At 39.1% G+C, this 20,444-nt stretch carries 13 protein-coding genes; 10 read left to right on the forward strand and 3 right to left on the reverse strand.

Going from position 1 to position 20,444, the window contains the following annotated elements:
• Positions 1-342: 342 nt before the first annotated feature.
• Positions 343-1,368: an IS110 family RNA-guided transposase gene (locus tag ABXG98_RS15305; RefSeq protein WP_353539566.1), complete on the reverse strand. Its 1,026-nt coding sequence runs from the start codon at positions 1,366-1,368 to the stop codon at positions 343-345.
• Positions 1,369-1,519: 151 nt separating this feature from the next.
• Between ABXG98_RS15305 and ABXG98_RS15310 the strand changes: the two genes are divergently transcribed.
• Complete coding sequence (locus ABXG98_RS15310; protein ID WP_353539567.1) at positions 1,520-1,882, forward strand: DUF2059 domain-containing protein; 363 nt, start codon at positions 1,520-1,522, stop codon at positions 1,880-1,882.
• Positions 1,883-1,954: 72 nt separating this feature from the next.
• On the opposite strand, the gene ltrA is transcribed toward ABXG98_RS15310, so the two are convergent.
• Entirely contained in the window at positions 1,955-3,283 is a 1,329-nt protein-coding gene (gene ltrA / locus ABXG98_RS15315; protein WP_353539568.1) for a group II intron reverse transcriptase/maturase, read from the reverse strand.
• A 623-nt stretch (positions 3,284-3,906) separates the two neighbouring features.
• Between ltrA and ABXG98_RS15320 the strand changes: the two genes are divergently transcribed.
• On the forward strand, positions 3,907-4,800 hold the full coding sequence (locus tag ABXG98_RS15320; RefSeq protein ID WP_353539569.1) for a hypothetical protein: 894 nt from the start codon (positions 3,907-3,909) through the stop codon (positions 4,798-4,800).
• A gap of 240 nt (positions 4,801-5,040) precedes the next feature.
• On the opposite strand, the gene ABXG98_RS15325 is transcribed toward ABXG98_RS15320, so the two are convergent.
• Positions 5,041-6,021: a transposase gene (locus ABXG98_RS15325; protein ID WP_353539704.1), complete on the reverse strand. Its 981-nt coding sequence runs from the start codon at positions 6,019-6,021 to the stop codon at positions 5,041-5,043.
• A 304-nt stretch (positions 6,022-6,325) separates the two neighbouring features.
• Here ABXG98_RS15325 and ABXG98_RS15330 point away from each other — a divergent pair, with 304 nt between their 5' ends.
• From ABXG98_RS15330 to recD, 8 genes are all read left to right on the forward strand, one after another.
• Positions 6,326-6,910 carry a hypothetical protein gene (locus ABXG98_RS15330; RefSeq protein ID WP_353539570.1) on the forward strand — a complete coding sequence of 195 codons (585 nt, stop codon included), beginning with the start codon at positions 6,326-6,328 and terminating at the stop codon, positions 6,908-6,910.
• Positions 6,911-7,429: 519 nt separating this feature from the next.
• Positions 7,430-7,918 carry a hypothetical protein gene (locus ABXG98_RS15335; RefSeq protein WP_353539571.1) on the forward strand — a complete coding sequence of 163 codons (489 nt, stop codon included), beginning with the start codon at positions 7,430-7,432 and terminating at the stop codon, positions 7,916-7,918.
• Between the two features lie 197 nt (positions 7,919-8,115).
• Positions 8,116-8,451: a hypothetical protein gene (locus ABXG98_RS15340; RefSeq protein ID WP_353539572.1), complete on the forward strand. Its 336-nt coding sequence runs from the start codon at positions 8,116-8,118 to the stop codon at positions 8,449-8,451.
• A gap of 173 nt (positions 8,452-8,624) precedes the next feature.
• On the forward strand, positions 8,625-9,188 hold the full coding sequence (locus ABXG98_RS15345; RefSeq protein WP_353539573.1) for a hypothetical protein: 564 nt from the start codon (positions 8,625-8,627) through the stop codon (positions 9,186-9,188).
• Positions 9,189-9,371: 183 nt separating this feature from the next.
• Positions 9,372-10,682, forward strand: a complete 1,311-nt coding sequence (locus ABXG98_RS15350) for a metal-dependent hydrolase family protein (protein ID WP_353539574.1) — start codon at positions 9,372-9,374, stop codon at positions 10,680-10,682.
• A 310-nt stretch (positions 10,683-10,992) separates the two neighbouring features.
• Positions 10,993-14,589: an exodeoxyribonuclease V subunit gamma gene (gene recC, locus ABXG98_RS15355; RefSeq protein ID WP_353539575.1), complete on the forward strand. Its 3,597-nt coding sequence runs from the start codon at positions 10,993-10,995 to the stop codon at positions 14,587-14,589.
• Positions 14,586-18,377, forward strand: a complete 3,792-nt coding sequence (recB, locus tag ABXG98_RS15360) for an exodeoxyribonuclease V subunit beta (RefSeq protein ID WP_353539576.1) — start codon at positions 14,586-14,588, stop codon at positions 18,375-18,377. The genes recC and recB overlap by 4 nt, the downstream gene beginning before the upstream one ends.
• Positions 18,377-20,428 (forward strand): exodeoxyribonuclease V subunit alpha, encoded by a 2,052-nt coding sequence (recD, locus tag ABXG98_RS15365; RefSeq protein WP_353539577.1) that lies wholly within the window; start codon positions 18,377-18,379, stop codon positions 20,426-20,428. Before recB ends, recD begins: the two co-directional genes overlap by 1 nt.
• Positions 20,429-20,444: the final 16 nt, after the last annotated feature.

The following is a 20,444-nucleotide window of genomic DNA, read 5'->3' on the forward strand; positions in this document are numbered from 1 at the left end:
AAAAAACAGTTTGCTGTTTTTCGTACCTCAAACATTTTAGCAAACAATTTTTTGCCTCTTAGCAAGGCTACATGGACTCCCCTTTGTCAAGCAATAACATCTCTTACAACAAGAAGATCTGACAGCAGCTCTACATTCGGCGTTTATTAGCTTTATTACGCTATCGCCCTGATGATTTGCGCTTGAGCAATGCCTCATTCGTTAAACAGAGTTTTTCAAAAGAATTACTCTTCCCGATTAAACAGGCTTTCTTGCTCTCGGTCTGACCGTGTTATCGTCATTTGCTATTACTGCGACTCGGTGGGGTTAACCTTTTGGTTTACCTCTTACTACATTAAAAAACTACTTTACATAATCTACCTGATATTCTTTGTCTGAGTGTAACAGTGCCCAGATTAACCGTGCATTTTTGGCGGCTAAAGCAACCGTTGCCCGTTTGAATCCTCGTCGTTCAACAAGGTCTTTTACCCATAAACTGGTTCGGTCGGTTTTATTTTTGCAATTAGCAATAACAGCGCGTGCACCATGAATGAGTGACGTGCGTATATGTTTTTCACCTCGCTTGCTAATTCGGCCTAAGTGAACTTTACCGCCTGTGCTATATTGCCTTGGTACTAACCCTATCCATGCTGCAAAAGAGCGACTTGTTTCAAAGTGCTTAGCATCGTTCACCGTTGCTACAACCGCAGTAGCGGTTATTTCACCAATACCAGGAATACTCATTAAACGTTTAGCGTCTTTCATTTTATTTGCTAGCGCGTATAGTTTTCTATCGTATTTGAGTATTTCTTCATTGAGATTTTTAATGCTGTGCCATAAGTCGTTGATTAACTCTCTCGCTAAACAAGGTAAACCATTTTCAGCATCTTCAAGAATCCCGCCAATGGCCTTTTGGGCGGGATAGCGACTGACAGGCATGATGATGCCAAATTCTGCTAACAGGCCACGTAACCTATTAATACGTGCTGTTCTGTCTTTGATAGCCCCTTGGCGAATACGATGTAAACAAAGTACCGCTTGTTGCTCTTCGCTTTTGATGCTGACAAAACGTGTTTTAGGTCTGGTAGCTGCTTCACAAATGGCTTCAGCATCATTAGCGTCATTTTTTTCATTTTGACGATAAGGAATAACAAACTTAGATGCCATGATGCGTACTTCATGACCAAGCTTAGTAAATTCTCTAGCCCAGTAATGCGCACCTGAGCAGGCTTCCATCCCGATAATGCAAGGTGGCAATTTAGCGATTTCAGGTAAAAGGTTGTTTCTTTTGACTGTTTTACGTAATTTGCACTTGTCATTAGTATCGACACCGTGGATACTAAAAACTAACTTGGCTAAATCGATGCCAACTGCTTTAATTGGATACATATGGACTCTCCTTTTATTGAATGTTTTAACACCTTTCAATATGGCACATAGATGCCGTTTGGTCAGGGGAGTCCATATCATTCGTTAGCCATACATTCGAAGGAGCATCAAAATCATCAGGTTCATTTTAACTTCCCTATGCCTATTTTTTTTGCATTCGGCGATTGCTGAAGATTCAAACTCATCTGACTCTCGTACTTATGCTAAAAAAATTTTTAAACTTTCCTCAGAAAATATTAATCTTGATAATTTAGTTACTTCATTTGTTAGCGGTGGTTATTCTGAAGAGGAAAGCACAAAGTTCGCTAAAATTTTTATAGCAAGGCTTAAATCTGGCGAATATGTAAAGTTGATTGAGGACATATACATTGAAGAGTTTACCGTCGAAGAATTAAAGCAATTATCAGAGATATTGGAGTACCCAGTTTTTAACAAATTCCTCAACAAGAGGTTAGTTATAAACGGTAAAATGATGAAAGTTTTAAATACAGTACCTAGCCAAAATGATGGCTAAATCGGGTAGCCGGAGGTTTCTACCCTCCAGCCCCCACACCACCCTGCATGCGGCTCCGCACAGGGCGGTTCATTAACCATGATGGATTTTAATCCAGATATCCCTAAGTGACACTAAACCTGCTTTAGCTAAATACTCGTTGCTTAATGCCAAATTAATTCCTTTGGTTTTCGCACTACGCCAAACCCCTTTTCTTGTCGCTCCACAGCTAATTGCTAGCGCTAATAGCACACCCCGTTTTAATAGATTTTTCACTTTGGTGCTTGGCTTTCGCCATTGCCGCCAATAACACATTCGTATTCTTCGGCGGATCCATTGATCTAAATCGACACATAACTGATAGCCGTTGGCAATGAGGAAGTAATTACCCCATCCTCGCAGGTATCGGTTAAGGCTGGCAATTTGCTTGCTCATGGCAATGCCCCAATTTCTGTTTGTTAAAGTGCGCACGCGGTGTTTAAATCGGTGCAATGAATTGTCATGTATATTGATACGTCCGTATTTGAAACCAAACCCTAAAAACTTGGTCTCTTTTACGCCACCAACACGACTTTTCTTTTCGTTAACAATGAGCTTGAGCGTTTGCTGTAAAAACAAGCACATACTGGCTAAAACGCGTTCACCAGCACGCTTACTTTTCACTAAAATGGTGAAATCGTCTGCATAACGGGCGAAGTGATGTCCTCGTTTTACTAACGTTTCATCAAGCTCATCGAGCATGATGTTAGAAAGCAACGGTGACAATGGGCCGCCTTGTGGCACGCCTTGGGTTGGTTTTACTCGTTTACCGTGTTCAACAGTTCTTGCCCGTAAGTACCGCCCAATCAATTTCATTAATACTTTATCTCTTACTTTTAACCCTATTTTATGCATGAGTAAATCATGATTAACACGGTCAAAGAATTTTGATAAATCAATATCAACGGCTATTTTACGACCTGATTTAATACCCGTTTGCAGGTGCTTTACCGCTTGTGCTGCATTGCAGTTTGGGCGAAAACCATAGCTATAAGGTGAAAAATACGGATCGAATAGTGGATTGAGCACTTGGTGGATCGCTTGTTGGATAAACCTATCGAGTACGGTAGGAATACCTAATCCTCGCGAGCCACCATCGGGCTTGGGAATGTTGACCCGTAGCACGGGGCTAGGGCGGTATGTTCCTTGAGTAATTTGTGCTTTGATGTTTTCCCAATTTGCGTTAGCAAAGGTAGGGAAGTCATCTATCGTCATTCCATCAATACCTGCACTGCCTTTGTTGGCCTTTACTCGTTTCCAAGCACTATCCAGATTGGCAGGGCATAACAGTTTGTCGATAAGATTTTCAGGTAAGGCTGGTGTTGATATGCCATGCTCAATAACATCATTACCAGACGGCAATGTCGATGTATTCAAATGCATAAATGTTCCTCCTTTAGTTAATGTTCAGGCCTTCACCATGTCCCAACCATTACGATGGGCGTTTGGCTACTATGCCGTCTGCTGACTTCTGCTTAATCACGAGGATAGTTACCTACCATCGCGCCTTCAAATTGAGCAAGTTCGCTCTTTTAAGTTGCTCAAACTTAAAAGCCAAGACTTATGGGTACCATAGCCTTAATGGTTTAAGGTTGAATGCGTGTTAAGCAGATCTCCCCAGATAAGAACATGCACTTTCTTTGCACTGCTGCATCATTTACGGTGACCATTAGATCACGTGGTTTCGTTATGCTTGGCTAACTCACCTCTAGTCTACGCCTCATATGATGTTCTTGTTCATCAGCTCGCAAATTTGCTAGCGGCTTCCTCCAGACCATTCCTCGCGGAAAAGCCCTTGCCATTCGCTAGTAGTTAGCGTTTAATAACAGTCAGTTACTTAAACGGTGATCTTCCTACAGAGGACTTTCACCTCATTAGTTCATGCCCATGCTGGGCGTACCAAGGCGCTCAAGAACGGACAAAAAACAGTTGGCTTTTGCTCGTTCCTCGCTAATTATAGCCAACAACTTTTTGCCGCTTAGCGTGGCGTTAGCAGTACCTATTGCATGGAGCATATAATAAATAAGGATATTGAAATGTTAAAGGTTAGAACAGTCCATGTATTGTGTTTATTGATGCCTATTCTGTTGTTTATCTGTATCACAAACCTAAGTGGTTGCCGGCAGGCGCCGCCTGTTCCCAAAGAAGGCGATGTAGTGATATGGAAACACAGCTCAGAGCTCATTGTTAAAGCCAAGCTAGGGCAGCGACGGGCACATGTAATAACTCACCCAAGCACCGACCATAGATTTTACGAACCTGAGTATGAGCGGTTTATCGGTCAATTTCCTATCGATTATGACCCAAAGCCTTTTCCTAAATTTACTGAACAAGAGCGCATTGCTTTTGAAAAAGAGTATGCTTCAAAGATACACGCGGTAAAGTCTATACATCTCATCGAGTTTAATTTGATATTGAATGGAGTTGAGGCTAAAGCTACAGATGTCAGCCATTTTGGTGGAAATAGAAAAATGGATGATGCAAATCAAGTAAAAGTAATTTTGGGGGGGCATGGCTCATTTCCAGTAATAATGAAATCAGGTGCTAAGCGGGCACCTTATAATACCCAGCAATTTTTTGAGCGTGAGTTGATGAAGGAATTAGATATAAGCTCTAAAAAAACAAAATATGGGCTAGATTGTTATCGTTTTATTGATAATAGAGGTGGTAAGCGATGTTTTGGTCAATCAGCAAACACAGCAGTATCAGGTTTTAGTTTTTATGATTCACATATTTTTAAAAATAATATATTAGTTACGAGCCAAGAGTTTATATACGGGGGCATTAAAGTCCAATGGTTTACAGATCCTAAAAATATAAATAGGGCAAGAGAGATTGACGCGGCAATTTGGCGCCTCTTAGATGCTTGGAATATTTCACCAAATCAAAATAGTAATTAATTATTTAGTGGCAATTAAATAAGCCACCCATAGTTACTCTCAGCAAAAACCAAACGTTAATCGGCAATTATTTTATTAAAAGTATTGACGCAATGATGAGGTAAATGGCTTAGTGAGCTGTTTTATTTCCCGTAACCAAGCTTTCTCTGACGTTTAGGTGAATTCTAGATGAGAGTCTGCCGTCACGCTTGGGAAACGTTGTTTTTTGATGTATTGTCTTTTTGTTATTTCCAAGTATGCTTAGGCACTATTCAAACAGGCTTGAGCGTTTGCTATGCCATGGGTGCGCTTTAAACCAACATGTTCGCTAAATTCACTTAAGTGCGCTGCGGTTCCTACAGCGCCAGTGAAAATACATTCAAATTGAGTAGTGAGTTTTAACCAACTGTCATCACTAATGTGTAGCCTTTTGAGTATATTGCCTGCTTTAGGGCTAATAGCACCACGTTTATCACTGCGTATTACTTTTCCTGTTTCATCTACTAGGGTTAAATACTCTTTTAAACTAAAGGTAATACCCTGAGTTTTGTCTTGGTGTTCGTTACCAGTAAAAGGGTGTAATTGTTTAGGTTGTTTACCGTTAATGGCAGCTTTGATGCGTAATTGAATACTAGTGAAACTTGATTGCTCGGGTGTAGGGGCAATAGCAGCCCTTACGGGGTTTAAATCAACATAAGCCATACAAGATAATAAGGCGCCTTCATCAAGCAGAGCTTGAGATTTAAAACGACCTTCCCAAAAGTGCCCTGTACATTTATCTTCTTTATTAGCTTGTCTGGCTATAGGCTCATTTAAGCTACGCATAAACCAACTGATATCAATTAAACGTTGTTTGTATATTTGGGTGGTTGCTTCAACCATCGCTAGCTGATATTTATCAAGGGGTTGGTTGTTTTGGTATTGCCGTGTGAGGTGAGTGCCTTTAAATAAGCGATGCCAGCGTTTCAGCACATCCATTACTGACCAATGTTTTATTTGCTCACTATCCACATGTAGCACCAAATGCAGGTGATTATGCATAATAGCATGGGCACAAATATCAATAGCAAAGACTTGAGTGAGTTGAAACAGGCGTTTTTCAATCCAACTACGTCGATGTTCAAAACTGGAGCCGGTTGTGTTATCTACACCGCACAAGAAGGCTTTCCGCACGGTGCGGCTGCAAATATGGTAAAACGGGGTATCGAGTAAACTAATTTGTTGTGAGCGGGGTTTAGGCATCATAGCGTCCATACTTGATTAAAGTACATAAAGTGTAGTTTATGTTGGGGAAGTTGCAAAAGTTATTATGGGTGGCCTGATAACATCAATTGCATGAAAAAAAGGATTTAACCAACAGTTCACTCGTCAACCAGTTGTAAACTTTAGCATTAAGTTATTGATGAAATGAGGTGATTAACGTATTGTAGGTTCTTAAAAAATCATGAAAGTAGGGTGAACTTCGTGTTTAAATATGAAGGTTATCCTGCTGATAAGCTGTTATATTTTTAGCTCGCCCAACTATTTCCGATAGGATGCATAATTAGTGGATGAATTCAAAAGCGTTATAAATAGTGAGGAGAAAAATCAGGGTAAAGGTATCCAAATTTTTTCTATGATTTTTGCAATACCAGCAATAAGCCTATTTTATTCCGCAATTAGCGAACAATCACTGGGTAGTCTTTTTGGAGCTATAGGTTTTTCCCTATTCGTTGCATTAATGTATGGAATTGGTTTCTTTCAAAAGAAAAAATATAACAAACTTGGAGCAACACCATTAACGCTAACCCCATCATTTTGCACCATAGGTTCTGAGTTTAGTGGGTCGATCGAAATACCTAGAACTCAATTCAACAAGGTTAAAGATTTATCGATCACCTCATGGAAATATACCAAAATAACAAATGATTCCTACCAATTTGAAAAGGTTTGGGAGTCAACAATAACCCCAACTATAAAATACAAAAAAAACAAAACGATGTTAGAGTTCATTTTCACAATTCCTGAAGGAAGTAAACCGTCCTATAACGGTTTTTTTTCTAAGAACAAACATCATTGGGAAGTTAGTTTTGAGTTTGTAGAGTCTATGGAAAATATTAAGAGAAGCTGGAGAATTCCTGTAAAAATATAATATTTAAAATGCAATTAAATAAGCCAATTAATTAAATAAGCCACCCATAATTACTCCAAGGAAAAACTAAACGTTAATTGGCAATTGTTTTATTAAAAATATGACTCAATGATGAGGTAAATGGCTTAGTGAGCTGCTTTTATGTCCCGTAACTACACTTTCTCTGACGTTAAGGCGAACACAAGGTGAGTGTCTGCCGTCACGCTGGGGAAACGTTGTTTTCTGATGTATGAGTTATAAGGCTGAGATATCAGGCCACCCATGATATTTTTATTTATTTTTTGTACTGTATAAAAATCAGTTTTGTTCAGAATGATACCAATTGCATGAAAAAAGGATTTAACCAACTTTTCACTCATCAATCAGTTGAAAGCGTTAGCGTTAAGTTATTGATAAAACAATGTAATTAGCGTATTGTAGGTTTTTTAAAATTTATGAAATAAGGATGAACCTCGTGTTTAAACATGAAGTGTATCCTGCTAATAAAGCTATTATGTTTTACTTGAAGGTGTAATTGTTATGAAAAGTATTGCGATACTTACTTTGTGTCTTTCTTTTTCTGTATTTGCAGATGACTTATCAATTGTAGATGCGCAGATGGGGTGTATAGATAAAAAGAAAGACGCTATTAATGACCCTTTCAAGTATCGTTATGGGATTGAGTTAATAATAAAAAACATTAGCAAAGGTAAGATTACTTTACTGACAAAAATAGACACTGTCGCTTTGGTTCCAGAACCAAATAGCACGCAAAGAGTCCTGCATTATAGTGAGAGTAGTAGAGGTGGGGCAGTAATTATTCCACCAAAAGAAAACTTAAAATTAGTGGAACTATTTCCTGGAGATCAAACAATAATTTCTCATCAGTTTTCAGATAAAAACTTTATAGAAAAATCGAGCTTTGAATATTACTCAAAATCAGTATACGGTGGCCGATTTAATAACTGGGCAGGTAGATTACAAAGCAAAGAAATAAAGACACAAGTATTGTATAAATGTAAAACATAATAAATAAAGGATAGGTTGCGCTTGTCACAACTTAATCCTGTTGTCGGAAATTAAATGAAAATTAAAAATTTATCAGAAATTTATCAGGCCACCCATGATAATTTTTGTAGATTTTTATAAATTTATGTAAAAGCGTGAACTTGTGGTTAAATATTAAGTAAATCTATCTAATCAAGCTGTTATGTGCAAGGAGCACTATGAAATCATTTGTCCTATTAATCATCATATTATTTTCAAGTAACTTACTAGCACATGAAATAGATAAGCCACCAGAATTATGGTCTTGGTTTAAAGATCTTAAGAAATCAAAAGAGGCTTGTTTAACACAAAGCTTTTTGGCTCTAGATGAAATTAATCTTGAAAATACTATAAAAAATAAATATGGTTTTTATGGCAATATTAAGAATAATAAAATAGTGGTCAAGTGTCTTGCTAATGGTTCAAATAACTCTAAAGTAATGGTTGCAGTCGCTGGATCAAATCGTAAATCAGTGGAGTATTTGCGAAATACAATTATCAAATTAATTAAATAATGCGCATATTAAATTAAATAAGCCATCTATAATAATTCTTACCATTAAAAACTATAATTTCATGCCCGTCCAAAATCTTTAGATAAGATATATTGAGTACGGGTCATAAAAAGGTAGTGGCATACTCAATAATAATCGTGGGTGGCCTGATAACTTGCCACGAAGGAAAAAACATGACCATGACAACTTACTTCACTTTTACTAGGCAGCAGCGCTCTTCAGCATTACTACTTATGGTCAATGCAGGAGTAGCTCTACTTATGTACTTGGCAGCACACAAATACCTCCCTAATTTAACTAGCGATAAAAATGCGTTAACACAACTTCTTGATATTCTAGATATTGCTATTTGGGTTGTTGAAGCTTTTTTGCTTGGCTTAGCACTCTGGTTTTGGCTTGAAAATAAGCAAATTAAGGTTTGTGTAACGTCTAGCTATTTGTCTTACTTTGATCCTACTTTCAGCGATGTGAGTTGGCAGGTCAATATTTTCGACATTACAGAATTAAAGCAAGTAAGTGATTCAAGACAAGATTTTATGTCTAACTTGATTGTGCTTAAAAATGGCGAGCAGAAGCAACTAATGTATGGAAATTATCGTGGGTTTGATCGACGAGCTTTTTTTGACGCGCTTGTATTAGCCAACTCGAACATCATTGTCCCAGAAAATATATATAGCTACAAAATACAAAGGCCATCATGGGCTAAGCGTATTAGAAAGAGATTAGGATTAGATTAGCAGTCTTTGAAGGATACAAGAATTGGCATAATAATATAGGATCGGTTGCGCTTTCCTGTTAGCGGTCATTTGTTGACGAAATAAGTTAAGCTGTTAAGGTAGTTAGCAGCCAAACTTATTTTTCTATTATCTTGTTAGGTTAACAAATACCGCAACGAGAAATAGCACAACAGGATTCGTGTCATGAAAATCAGTACAACAACAATTAAATCGCTGAAAAACTCTATACTTGCACTTTCAATTTTATCTTCTTTTAATCTACTGGCACAAACCCACGTTATTCACGCAGGCACGCTACTTAAAGTTGCTGGTGAAAAAACCAAATCAAACCAAACATTGGTTATTGTTAACGGTAAAATAACGCGCATTGAAAATGGTTTTATTAAACCGAGCGCCATCGCAAAAAATGCCAAACTGATAGATTTATCCTCAAGTTTTGTGATGGCTGGATTAATGGACATGCATGTACATTTGCAAGGCGAACTAGGGCCAAAGAATGATAGTCAATCGCTAAGAATGTCAGATGCGGATGTATTGATGCAAAGCGCCGCTAACGCTAATAAAACATTAATGGCGGGTTTTACTACCGTCAGAGATCTAGGTGCAAAAGCAGAGCAAATATTTGCGCTACGCGATGGTATAGCAAAAGGTTGGATTGATGGCCCACGCATTATAGCTGCAGGCTCTTCAGTATCGGTTACTGGTGGCCATGGTGATGTTGATGGCTTAAGCCCTGATATTCTTGATATGCGTACTAGTAAAACGGTATGTGATGGGCCTTTTGATTGTCGCCGTGCAACCCGTCGAGCGATAAAATTTGGTGCTGATGTTATTAAAATCACCTCAACCGGTGGGGTATTATCTGATACTAATACTGGTACAGGGCAACAAATGGCAAATGATGAACTTGAAGAAGTGGTTAACGCGGCACATGCATTAGGACGAAAAGTAGCTAGTCACGCTCATGCTGCACAAGGTATTAACGCTGCATTGAAAGCAGGGGTTGATAGCATAGAACATGGCAGCTACGCCAATAATGAAAGCATCAAGCTTTTTAAGCAAACGGGCGCTTATTTAGTGCCAACATTAATGGCAGGCAACACAGTTGTGGGTTTGGCAAAAAACACTAACTTTATGTCAGATGCGATAAAAACTAAGGCTATTCGTGTTGGTGCAGATATGACCGCCAATTTTAAAAAATCTTTTAAATCAGGAGTTAAAATAGCCTATGGCACAGACAGTGGTGTATCACCTCATGGCAATAATGGTAAAGAAGGTGTGTTAATGGCTCAAGCAGGGATGAGTCATAGTGATATTTTAGTTGCTGCAACGCTGCATGCGGCAGACCTAATTGGCATGTCAGACAGTTTAGGCACCATAACTACTGGCAAAATTGCCGATATTATTGCTTTTGATGGTAATCCTCTCAATAATATTGAAGAATTACTTGATGTTGATTTTGTGATGAAAGGTGGCAAAGTGATTAAAAATTAGGTGTGTTGTCAATGGCTACTAACACACCGGAACAAACACAAATACAAGCGCTTGAATAGCCAGCACTTGCATATACGTAAGTAATTAAAGGTGAATCATTTGAACTAGGGGAAACATTATCTAGCAGTGCGCAGCAAAATTTAATGCAAGCACAAACCTTTGCTTTTCAATTATTAACAGATTGCCAGCTATCAATTTGGCAATCGTTAAGTAATAACTAAGAATGAGCAAATTTTCAAGGTATTGGTGGTTTTCAATACTTGCTTGTGGTTAAATTTAGTTTATCAAGCTTCATACGGTAGACACAGAATTGATCAACCTTTATCCCGCCAACAAAATGGAAAATTTGTTGCTGCTGCTCAATAAAATTTCCCAACTTTCTCCGCTAGGTGTATTTAATCAAGAAGTAGTAGTAGTACAAAATGCCGGTATGCAACACTGGCTAAACCTTGCGATTGCTAAGGAGCGTGGTATTAGCATGAATATGCGTTACGCGTTACCCGCCCAATATTTGTGGCAGCTAATAAGAACGCTAGCTAGCGATGAAAAAGTACCTGAGCAGTCTCCTTATTCAAGAGAGGTGTTAACTTGGCGTATTTATGCATTATTAGCAACGCAAACCGTAATTAATGACAATGATTTTACGCCTGCTACTCGTTATTGGCTCACCCCATCACCTGCGGAGCAACACCTTAATAGCCACTCAAGCTCAGACAACTATTCAGGCCAGAACAATTTAAAACGTTATCAGCTTGCCGGTCAAATGGCTGATCTATACGAGCAGTATTTAATTTTTCGCCCTCACTGGTTAGATTCTTGGCAAAAAGGTGAGGCCATATCACAACTTGCTAATGACGATAAATGGCAAGCTAAATTATGGCAGTTACTAATTCAGCAGCAGGCATATAACCCTGTGGAATTGCTGCAAGATGCAATGTCAAATATCGACACTAAGCTAGCACAAGATCCGTTGCTATTACCTAAGCGGTTAAGCTTTTTTGGTATTAACAGCATGGCACCAATGTGGTTAACTTTTCTTAATGCTATTAGTGAACACATTGAGGTTGATTTTTTTCATTTAAATCCCTGTTTTTCTTATTGGGGCGATATCATCAGTGAAAAGCAAGCGATGAAAAAACTTGCCCATTGGTCAGATGGTGTAAGTGATGAGCACTTGTTTGTTGGCAACCCGTTGTTAGCGAACTTTGGCCAACAGGGCAGAGAGTTCTTAGCTTTATTGCAAGAATACAGTACGGTTGATGTTGAGTTGTTTGTTAAAGCAGCGGGTGACAACACCCGTGAGCAAGAAAACACATGCATTTTACATCGTTTGCAAAATGATATTTTATCCCTAGAAGATGCCACTAAAACACCAAGCAAAATAGTAGATAACTCAATCACCATTGTCAGTTGTCATAGTGCCTTGCGCGAAGTGCAAGCTTTGCATGATTATTTGCTGCATCAATTTAATGATTCGGCAATTAATGCTATCAATCCAAATGATAAACTCACCCCTAAAGATGTGTTAGTAATGTGCCCTCAAATTGAGCAATATGCTCCTTATGTTAATGCAGTTTTTACACGTGGTTGGCAAGACTTGAATGATGAAGTGCCGCCATTGCCGTGTTCTATTGCTGATCGCAGTGCTAAAGATAGCGACCCATTGATTGCTGGTTTTACCGAGCTTCTTTCATTACCTGATTCGCGCTTTCAAGTCTCTCAATTATTAAGCTTTATTCGTTTACCCGCGGTAGCAAATAAATTTGCTATCAACGCCGAAGACAGTGAAAAAATCAGTCTATGGTTGGCGCAAGCTACTGTGCACTGGGGGCTTGATCAAACTCACAAGCAGGAAATTTTAGGTGCAAACGCCACTAGCAATTTTACTTGGCAGCAAGGTTTATCACGTTTATTACGTGGTTTTGCCTACGCAGACGTTGACAGTATATATCAAGATCAACTGGTATTAGCTACGGTAGAAGGTGATGATGCCGTGTTGCTTGGGCAGTTGCTTTTATTTATTGAACAGTTACAACAGTTTACTAAGCAGCTTAGCACCCCGCGAACGGCTAACCAGTGGCAAGGGTTTTTATTAAATCAACTTGAGTTGCTATTTGCTACTGATAGTGTTTTTTCAGACGGCGCATCTAAAGGAAATAACCAACAACTGAACAGCCAAATTGAAAACAGTTTAGCTATTATTGAACAGGCAATTGCTGGCTTAGTTGAATATTGTCAGCATGCCCATTTTGAAGAAAAAATTGATCTCGCTATTGTGGTCGACTTTTTAAATAACCACTTTAGCCAAGGTGATTCAAGTCGGCAATTTATGATAGGGCAAGTGACCTTTTGTTCTATGTTACCTATGCGTAGTATTCCGTTTAAAATTATTGCGGTATTGGGTTTAAATGATGGAGAATTCCCAAGACAACGCCAACCACTAGGTTTTGATTTAATGGCGCAAAGTCCAGCACAGCTAGGCGACAGATCGCGCAGAGGTGATGATCGCTATTTGTTTTTAGAAGCGATGATTTCTGCCAGACATGCCCTGTACTTAAGTTTCCAAGGGAGAAATATAAAAAATAACAATGAAAAACAACCATCTTTAGTACTTAAAGAATTAATGGACTACCTAAGTCAAGGTTATGGTTGGTGTTTTACCTCCAACAACATGGTTAATGGTGTTGTTCAAGAAAATCACTTACAACAACTGCCAATGCAGCCTTTTAGTTTAGCAAATTATCATACCAATGAAGCATTGCTTGGTACAAAGCCTAGTTTCGATGCTAATTGGCTTACACTAGCACAACACAAACAAATCAGCGCAAGTAACAGCCCATTGGTTGTAAATGACGAAAAATCTAGCTCCGATCCTTTAGCAATAGCAGATCTGATACGTTTCTTTCACCACCCCAGTAAAATGTTTGCACAAGGTACACTTAATTTATATTTAGATGATCGGGCTGTGTATTTAGATGATGTAGAACCTTTTAGTGCAGATCATTTAGAAACGTATTTATTAAAACAAGATCTTCTTGCGGCACATTTATTTTGTGCTAACCAGCAAACACAAAGTAACGAGCAAGCACTTGACCCGATCGAGCAAGTACTTGAGCGAGCAAAACTTAGTGGTAAATTTCCTGACTTGCCTAGTACCACAACACAGTTTGAAACATGGCTTGAAGACACCGAGCTTTTTAGTGGTGCGATCATCAGCCAAGGCTGTGAAAATCCAGAATTTGTTGATTGTCATATTACCTTAACGCCTGAGTTAACATCCACGCTAGCGTCTGAGCTAACATCACCACAGGTGTCATCAGTACCCAGAGTAATCACCGCGAAACTGCCGCTGAAATTCACTCATGATGGAGCGAAATTGGTGTTTTATCGCAGCTCAACGGCTAAAGCAAAAGATCGCTTTACGTTATATCTGCATCAATTGTTTGTGCAAGTATGGCAATTGCAAAATATGGAAACTGATAATTATCAATCTCACCCCTTAAGCCAAGTCCAAGGCACTTGCGGTTTTTATTTCAATACCAAAGCACAACAAGTAGAGCAACTCAGTGTCACCGATATTGAGGGAGCGCAAGCACAATTAAAACAGTTATTTCACTGTTACCTGCAAGGTCAGCAACAAGCTTTATTGCTTAATGGCGACTTAGCTGGCTTAGTCTTTAAAAAATCTCGGGGAAAAAGTGTTGAAATGACACAGGCGCGCTTTGAAGAGTTTTGGTCAGGTGCAGCAATGCAAGGAAAAGATGCTATTAAAGGTTTTGGTGAAGATCCTTACATACAGTATTTTTGGCCACAATGCCCTGATATTAGTGATTGTTTATCCCAATTAACCGCGTTATATCAAGGGTTGTACGACAGTATAACTAGCATAAAGGGAGATAGCGCATGAGTCATAATAATCATCTAAGCCCAAACAGCGGCCTAACACTGACTAATTTAGATTCAGCTACCATACCTTTAACAGGCAGACATTTAATTGAAGCGAGTGCAGGAACGGGGAAAACGTACAATATCACCCGGATTTATTTACGTTTATTGCTTGAACGAGAGTTTACTGTAGAACAAATCTTGCTGATGACTTTCACTAAAGATGCCACACAAGAGCTGCGTGGTAGAATTGACGCGTTTATTAGAGACGCGTTAACTAATTGGCAAACCTTATGTGAAAATAACAATGATAGTTATTTTCGTGCCATTGATGCGCGTGTCGATGCTGATAAAAGAGTATTTTTATTAAAACGTGCTTTACTATTTTTAGACGAAGCAGCCATTTTTACTATACACGGCTTTTGTCAACGGGCATTAACACAGCATGCTTTTGCCAGTGGTCTCCCGTTTAATGCCACTATGTCTACCAACAGTAGTGAGCTGGTGTTGCAAGCCAGTCAAGATTGGTATCGCCAACTTTCTAAACAAAGCAATGAAGACTTTGCTTTAGTTACGCAGTTTTGGGCCACACCTAGCGCATTTGTTTCTAGTTTTGCTAAAGCTATAGCCCATAGAAGTGAACTTACGGTAATTGATGTTCAACAGTTAGTTGGTAACTTTTGCCAATTAGCCAAGCAAGCGGTTAAATCATTAGCAGCAAATGAGCCTTTACTCGCCGAAGGTTTAGTGAGTCATAAAAATGAAAATGAAAGAGACATTCGTGCCGCAGAGTTAATCAAGCTTACCTCCTGGCTAAGTCAGGTGAGTGAATGCCAAAATGAGTTTGAGTTACTAGCCGCTGTTTCAGCGCCCATGCCAGACTATTTACTCAATGCTAATCGCCACCCTAAAGCGTTTAAAACACAATTAGCACAGGTGCTAGCTAGTGCTAAAGCAATCAAAGCTCAAGTAAAAGAGCTTGCTAAAAATATTAATAAAGCCAAAGCGTATCAAATAATTAGAGTGGGTATTTATCAAGTTAGAGAAAAAGTAAAACAAGATAAAGCACAGTTAACGCTATTAGACTTTGACGATTTAATTAATACCTTGGCAGACTGTTTGCAAAATGAGGGGAGGGATCAACACGAAAATGTGCTGGCCAAAACCTTATTGGCACAATATCCGGTTGCCTTAGTGGATGAGTTTCAAGATACTGACCCGCAACAGTTCGCTATTTTACAGGGGATATATTATCAAAACAGTGAGCAGCAACAGCCACAGGTAACAAGTGGAAGTAGAGGTGCGAGCGCATTAAAAAGCAGTCCAGCACTCTATTTGATTGGCGATCCTAAACAAGCCATTTATGGTTTTCGTGGTGGCGATATTTTTGCTTACCTTAATGCGCGCAGTGATTGTGATTATCACTGGTTGATGGATACCAACTGGCGCTCAAGTCTAGATATGATCGATGCTTACAATCAAGTATTTGCATGCAAAGCCGATGCTTTCGGCTATGGTATCGCCTATCAACCCGTGCTAGCAGGGAAAAAGAGTGAAAAACGCGTTGTAATTAACGGCGACAGTAGCGATGTCGGTCACGATGTAATTCACGATAAAAGTAAAGCGCTGCAATTTGTTCACTTTAGTGAAGAAGAGCCAAGCGGTGAGCAAAAACCGTCAACAAAATCGACAAAAAAAACTGCCGATAAAGTTAACCAATCAGCTCGAACACTCATGGCAACATGGTGCGCTAATGAAATTATACATTTATTAACGTGTACCAGCACCAAACCACAAGATATTGCTATTTTAGTCAGAGATGGCCGTGAAGCGAACGATATTAAAGAGGCATTGCTTAATGCTAATTTAGCAAGTGTGTATTTATCAGATCGCGCCAACTTGTTTCATAGTGATGAAGCACAGCAACTTATTCATTTATTAAAAGGCATATTATCACCAGAAGATGAACGCCTTTATTTACGGGCACTTACCTCGGGCTTACTGGGTTATAATGCCCAAGCTCTGTATGCGTTACAAAATGATGAAATTGCCTATCAAAAGTTAAAGTTCTGCTTTTTTGATTACCGTACACAATGGCAACGCCAAGGCTTTATCACCATGGCTATTAATATCATGCATCAGCATTTTGATTTTTCAACAGCTCAAGTGTTGAGTAATAAAGATCGTACGTTAACTAATCTTTTGCATCTGTTTGAAATACTACAGTCTGCGAGTCAACGCTTTTTGCAACCACAAGAATTACTGCATTGGTTTGAACAACAATGCAGTGAAGACTTTAACGCCAATAGTGAATTAGAAGCCGAGCAACGTCTTGAAAGTGATGGCGATCTTATTCGTATTGTTACTCAACATGGTGCTAAGGGGCTTGAATATCCTGTGGTATTTATTCCCTTTGCTACTCGTCATAAAGATCCGCTTAAATTTGGTAATAAATCGGTGAGTTACCTTGAATATCATGATGAAAAAGGGCAGTTGTGTTTGAGCTTAGATGGCGATGAGCAGGCGAGATTGGCAATGGCAGATGAAGTTTACGCCGAAAGTATTCGCTTGTTATATGTTGCAATAACGCGTGCGGAGCAGCGCTGTTATATATTGACTACAGCTTTTGACAAATATGCCTTATCGCCATTAGGTAAAACCCTGCAATGGCAAGCTGACCAAAACATTGTACAAAGCTTGCAGTGCGTTGTTGCCCAAGCGCCACAAGTGATAAATGTTCAACAAGTAGCATTTGCAGAAATCAGTGCTGATTGCCATGTATTAACCCATAGCGACAACCTCACCACGTTACAAGCCAGTAAGTTTGTTGGAAAAATAGAGCGTGATTGGTGGTTAAGCTCTTTCTCTGCGTTAACCAGAAACCTCCGCCATGGCGGCGTTTCAACCCCAGATAGAGACAGTAGTGAATTACTTAGTAGTGTATTAAGTGCAGCAAATAATCGCTCTAATCAACAGGCAAAACAATTGCGTTTTGAATTAGCCAAAGGAGCCCATAGCGGTAACTTGTTACATGACATATTAGAGCACAGTAATTTTATGCCTAGCGTTCAACTTCAAAGCAATTTGCTTGATAGTTTAAAATGGCCGTTAGTAAAGTACGGTGAGTTAACAACAGGCTTTGACCAGACGGACTTAGTGGCTTGGCTAGATGATATTGTTAGCACCCCATTGATTTCTAACCAAAATAACACCAAGCCATTTAGCCTACACGATATCCCTTTGCACCAAACCTTACGTGAAAGTGAGTTTTATTTTCCGATGGCTCAGGCTAATGTTGCTCAATTAGAAGAATTGCTAACCGATCATCGAAATACTGGCGTTGATGCGGAACGTGAAGGTTTAGTCAATACGGTACGCTTGCCAAGTTATCAGTCCTTAAAAGGCATGATGCATGGTTTTATTGATTTAGTGTTTGAGCACAATGGTAAGTACTATGTTTGTGATTATAAATCGAGTCATTTAGGTGATGATTTTAGCGACTATAATCAACAGGCATTACGTGGAAATATTGAAAAAAATTATTATGATTTGCAATATTTGATCTACAGCTTAGCTTTACATCGTTTTTTACAGCAAAAAATACCAGACTACCGTCCTGACATTCATTTTGGGGGAATTTACTATTTATATTTACGAGGCATGACAGCAGATGAAAATCATCAAGGAGCCGGGGTATATTTTCGTGAAATACCCGCAACAGAGCTTTGCAAATTAGATGATATTTTTTCCGGCTCTGTGAACGCAACGTCCAAGGACACCGCAGTACTAAGCCAAGAGGATAATAGGTAATGGCTAATATTTACGGGAGTTTTAATCAAGCTCAACAACGGTTATCAGGCTTAGAAGCAATAGATTACTTTTTTGCCAAAGAGATGCATAACGCATTAGTTATTCCAACTAAAGTTAATGATGAGCATTCACAACACTTATTCCATTTATTTATTGTTTTGAGTAGTAGTTTGCGAGCAGGGCATACTTGTTTGCCTATAACAGAAATATCAGATATACACTGGGCAAACGCGTTCGATGAACAAGGTTTATCTACCCACCAAGGTTATAAGTTTCCAAGCAGCCAAGACATTGATTCAATGCTGACGACCATATCCATAGGGGCGGATGCTGCACAACCTCTCGTATTTGAACATAATAGACTGTACCTGCGACGTTATTTTCAATTTGAAAATGAATTAGCACAAAGTATAAAAGCACGAATAGCAAAATCTAATGTTAACTCTATTGTTGAAATCAAGGCCATTGTGACGACATTATTTGCCAATGAGGAAGCTCTTCACTCACAAGTTAATGAAAGCCAGGAGCTAGAGGTTGATTGGCAAAAAGTAGCTGTTGCTAATGCCATGAATAAGAATTTCACCGTCATTGCAGGTGGTCCCGGTACAGGTAAAACCTATACAGTAACCAAATTACTTGCTGCATTATTAATGCTCAATGCAAACAGCAATGAGCAAACAGCAGAGCCTAATCAGCCACTAGAAATTGCCCTTGTTGCCCCAACCGGTAAAGCTGCTCAGCGTTTATCTGAATCTATTATTAAAGCCATTAAAGGCTTCAAAGGCTTAATTGCAGATGAAATCTTAGCCTTGATGCCAACAAAGAGCAAAACCATTCATCGCTTGTTAGGTGTTATACCAAACAGCCCAAATTTTAGGCATCACCAAGCAAATCAACTTAGCTGTGATGTGCTACTGATTGATGAAGTATCCATGGTGGATCTTCCAATGATGACTCGGCTTGTTAGGGCGCTAAAACCTGAAGCTAAAATCATATTACTTGGTGATGCTGATCAACTGCCGTCAGTTGCTGTGGGTAGCGTGTTAGCGGATATAGCACCACGACCTCATGGTGGCTATAGCAGTGACAACCTTGAGTATTTAGCACAGGTATGTCAGATACCATCAAAGCAATTTGATAGTGTTTTTCAACAAGAGCAGCTAGCCAATACAAACCCAGAGCATTGTATTGAGCAATTAAGTTGTGCAGACCATGTCAGTTTTCTGAGAAAAAGTCGCCGGTTTGATGGTGAAGGTGGTATTGGTCAATTAGCCTCTTTTGTTATTCAGGGGCAAACAAGCCAGAGTTGGCAATTGTTAAATGAGTCAGATATTGCCAGTACACCTGAACATCAAGAGCCTAAGCAATTACAGTTAGTAGCACATGATTTATCAACTTGGTTATTGCCGTTAATTAATAACTATTATCGAGAAATAGCGAAATGTAAGGACATTGACCATGCATTTACTTTATTAGCAAAGTTTCGGGTATTGTGTGTGACTCGTCAAGGCGAATTTGGTGTAGATGCCCTAAATTATTGGATAAAAGAGCAGTTAGTCTCACGTTTTGAACTGAGCCAAAACCTTTATCATGGTATGCCAATCATGATCAGTGAAAATGATTATCGTCTTGGGCTTTATAATGGTGACATTGGTTTACTTTGGCGTAGTGAAGATGGCCACCTAATGGCATATTTTGAGAATACTGATCAAGTTGCAGAAAGTGTAGAAAGCCAAGAGGTAAGCGGCTCGACAAACGGTGTAACCGAAAAAAAATTATCACCAAATAACGCTTATAAAATACTCTTACCATCAAGGTTACCGAAATATGACAGCGTTTATGCCATGACTATTCACAAAACACAAGGGAGTGAGTTTGAACATGTCGCCATTGTGTTACCTAAACAAGCCGAGCATCAATTACTTTCCCGAGAGCTTTTATACACTGGAATAACGCGAGCTAAGCAACAATTGACTATGGTTGCAACTAAGCAAACCTGGCAATATGGCGTGAGCACGGCAATTAAACGACACTCAGGGTTGAATATATGACATAATATGTCTAGTT

The sequence above is a fragment of the Colwellia sp. KU-HH00111 genome (assembly GCF_040362745.1).
Lineage (GTDB): Bacteria > Pseudomonadota > Gammaproteobacteria > Enterobacterales > Alteromonadaceae > Colwellia.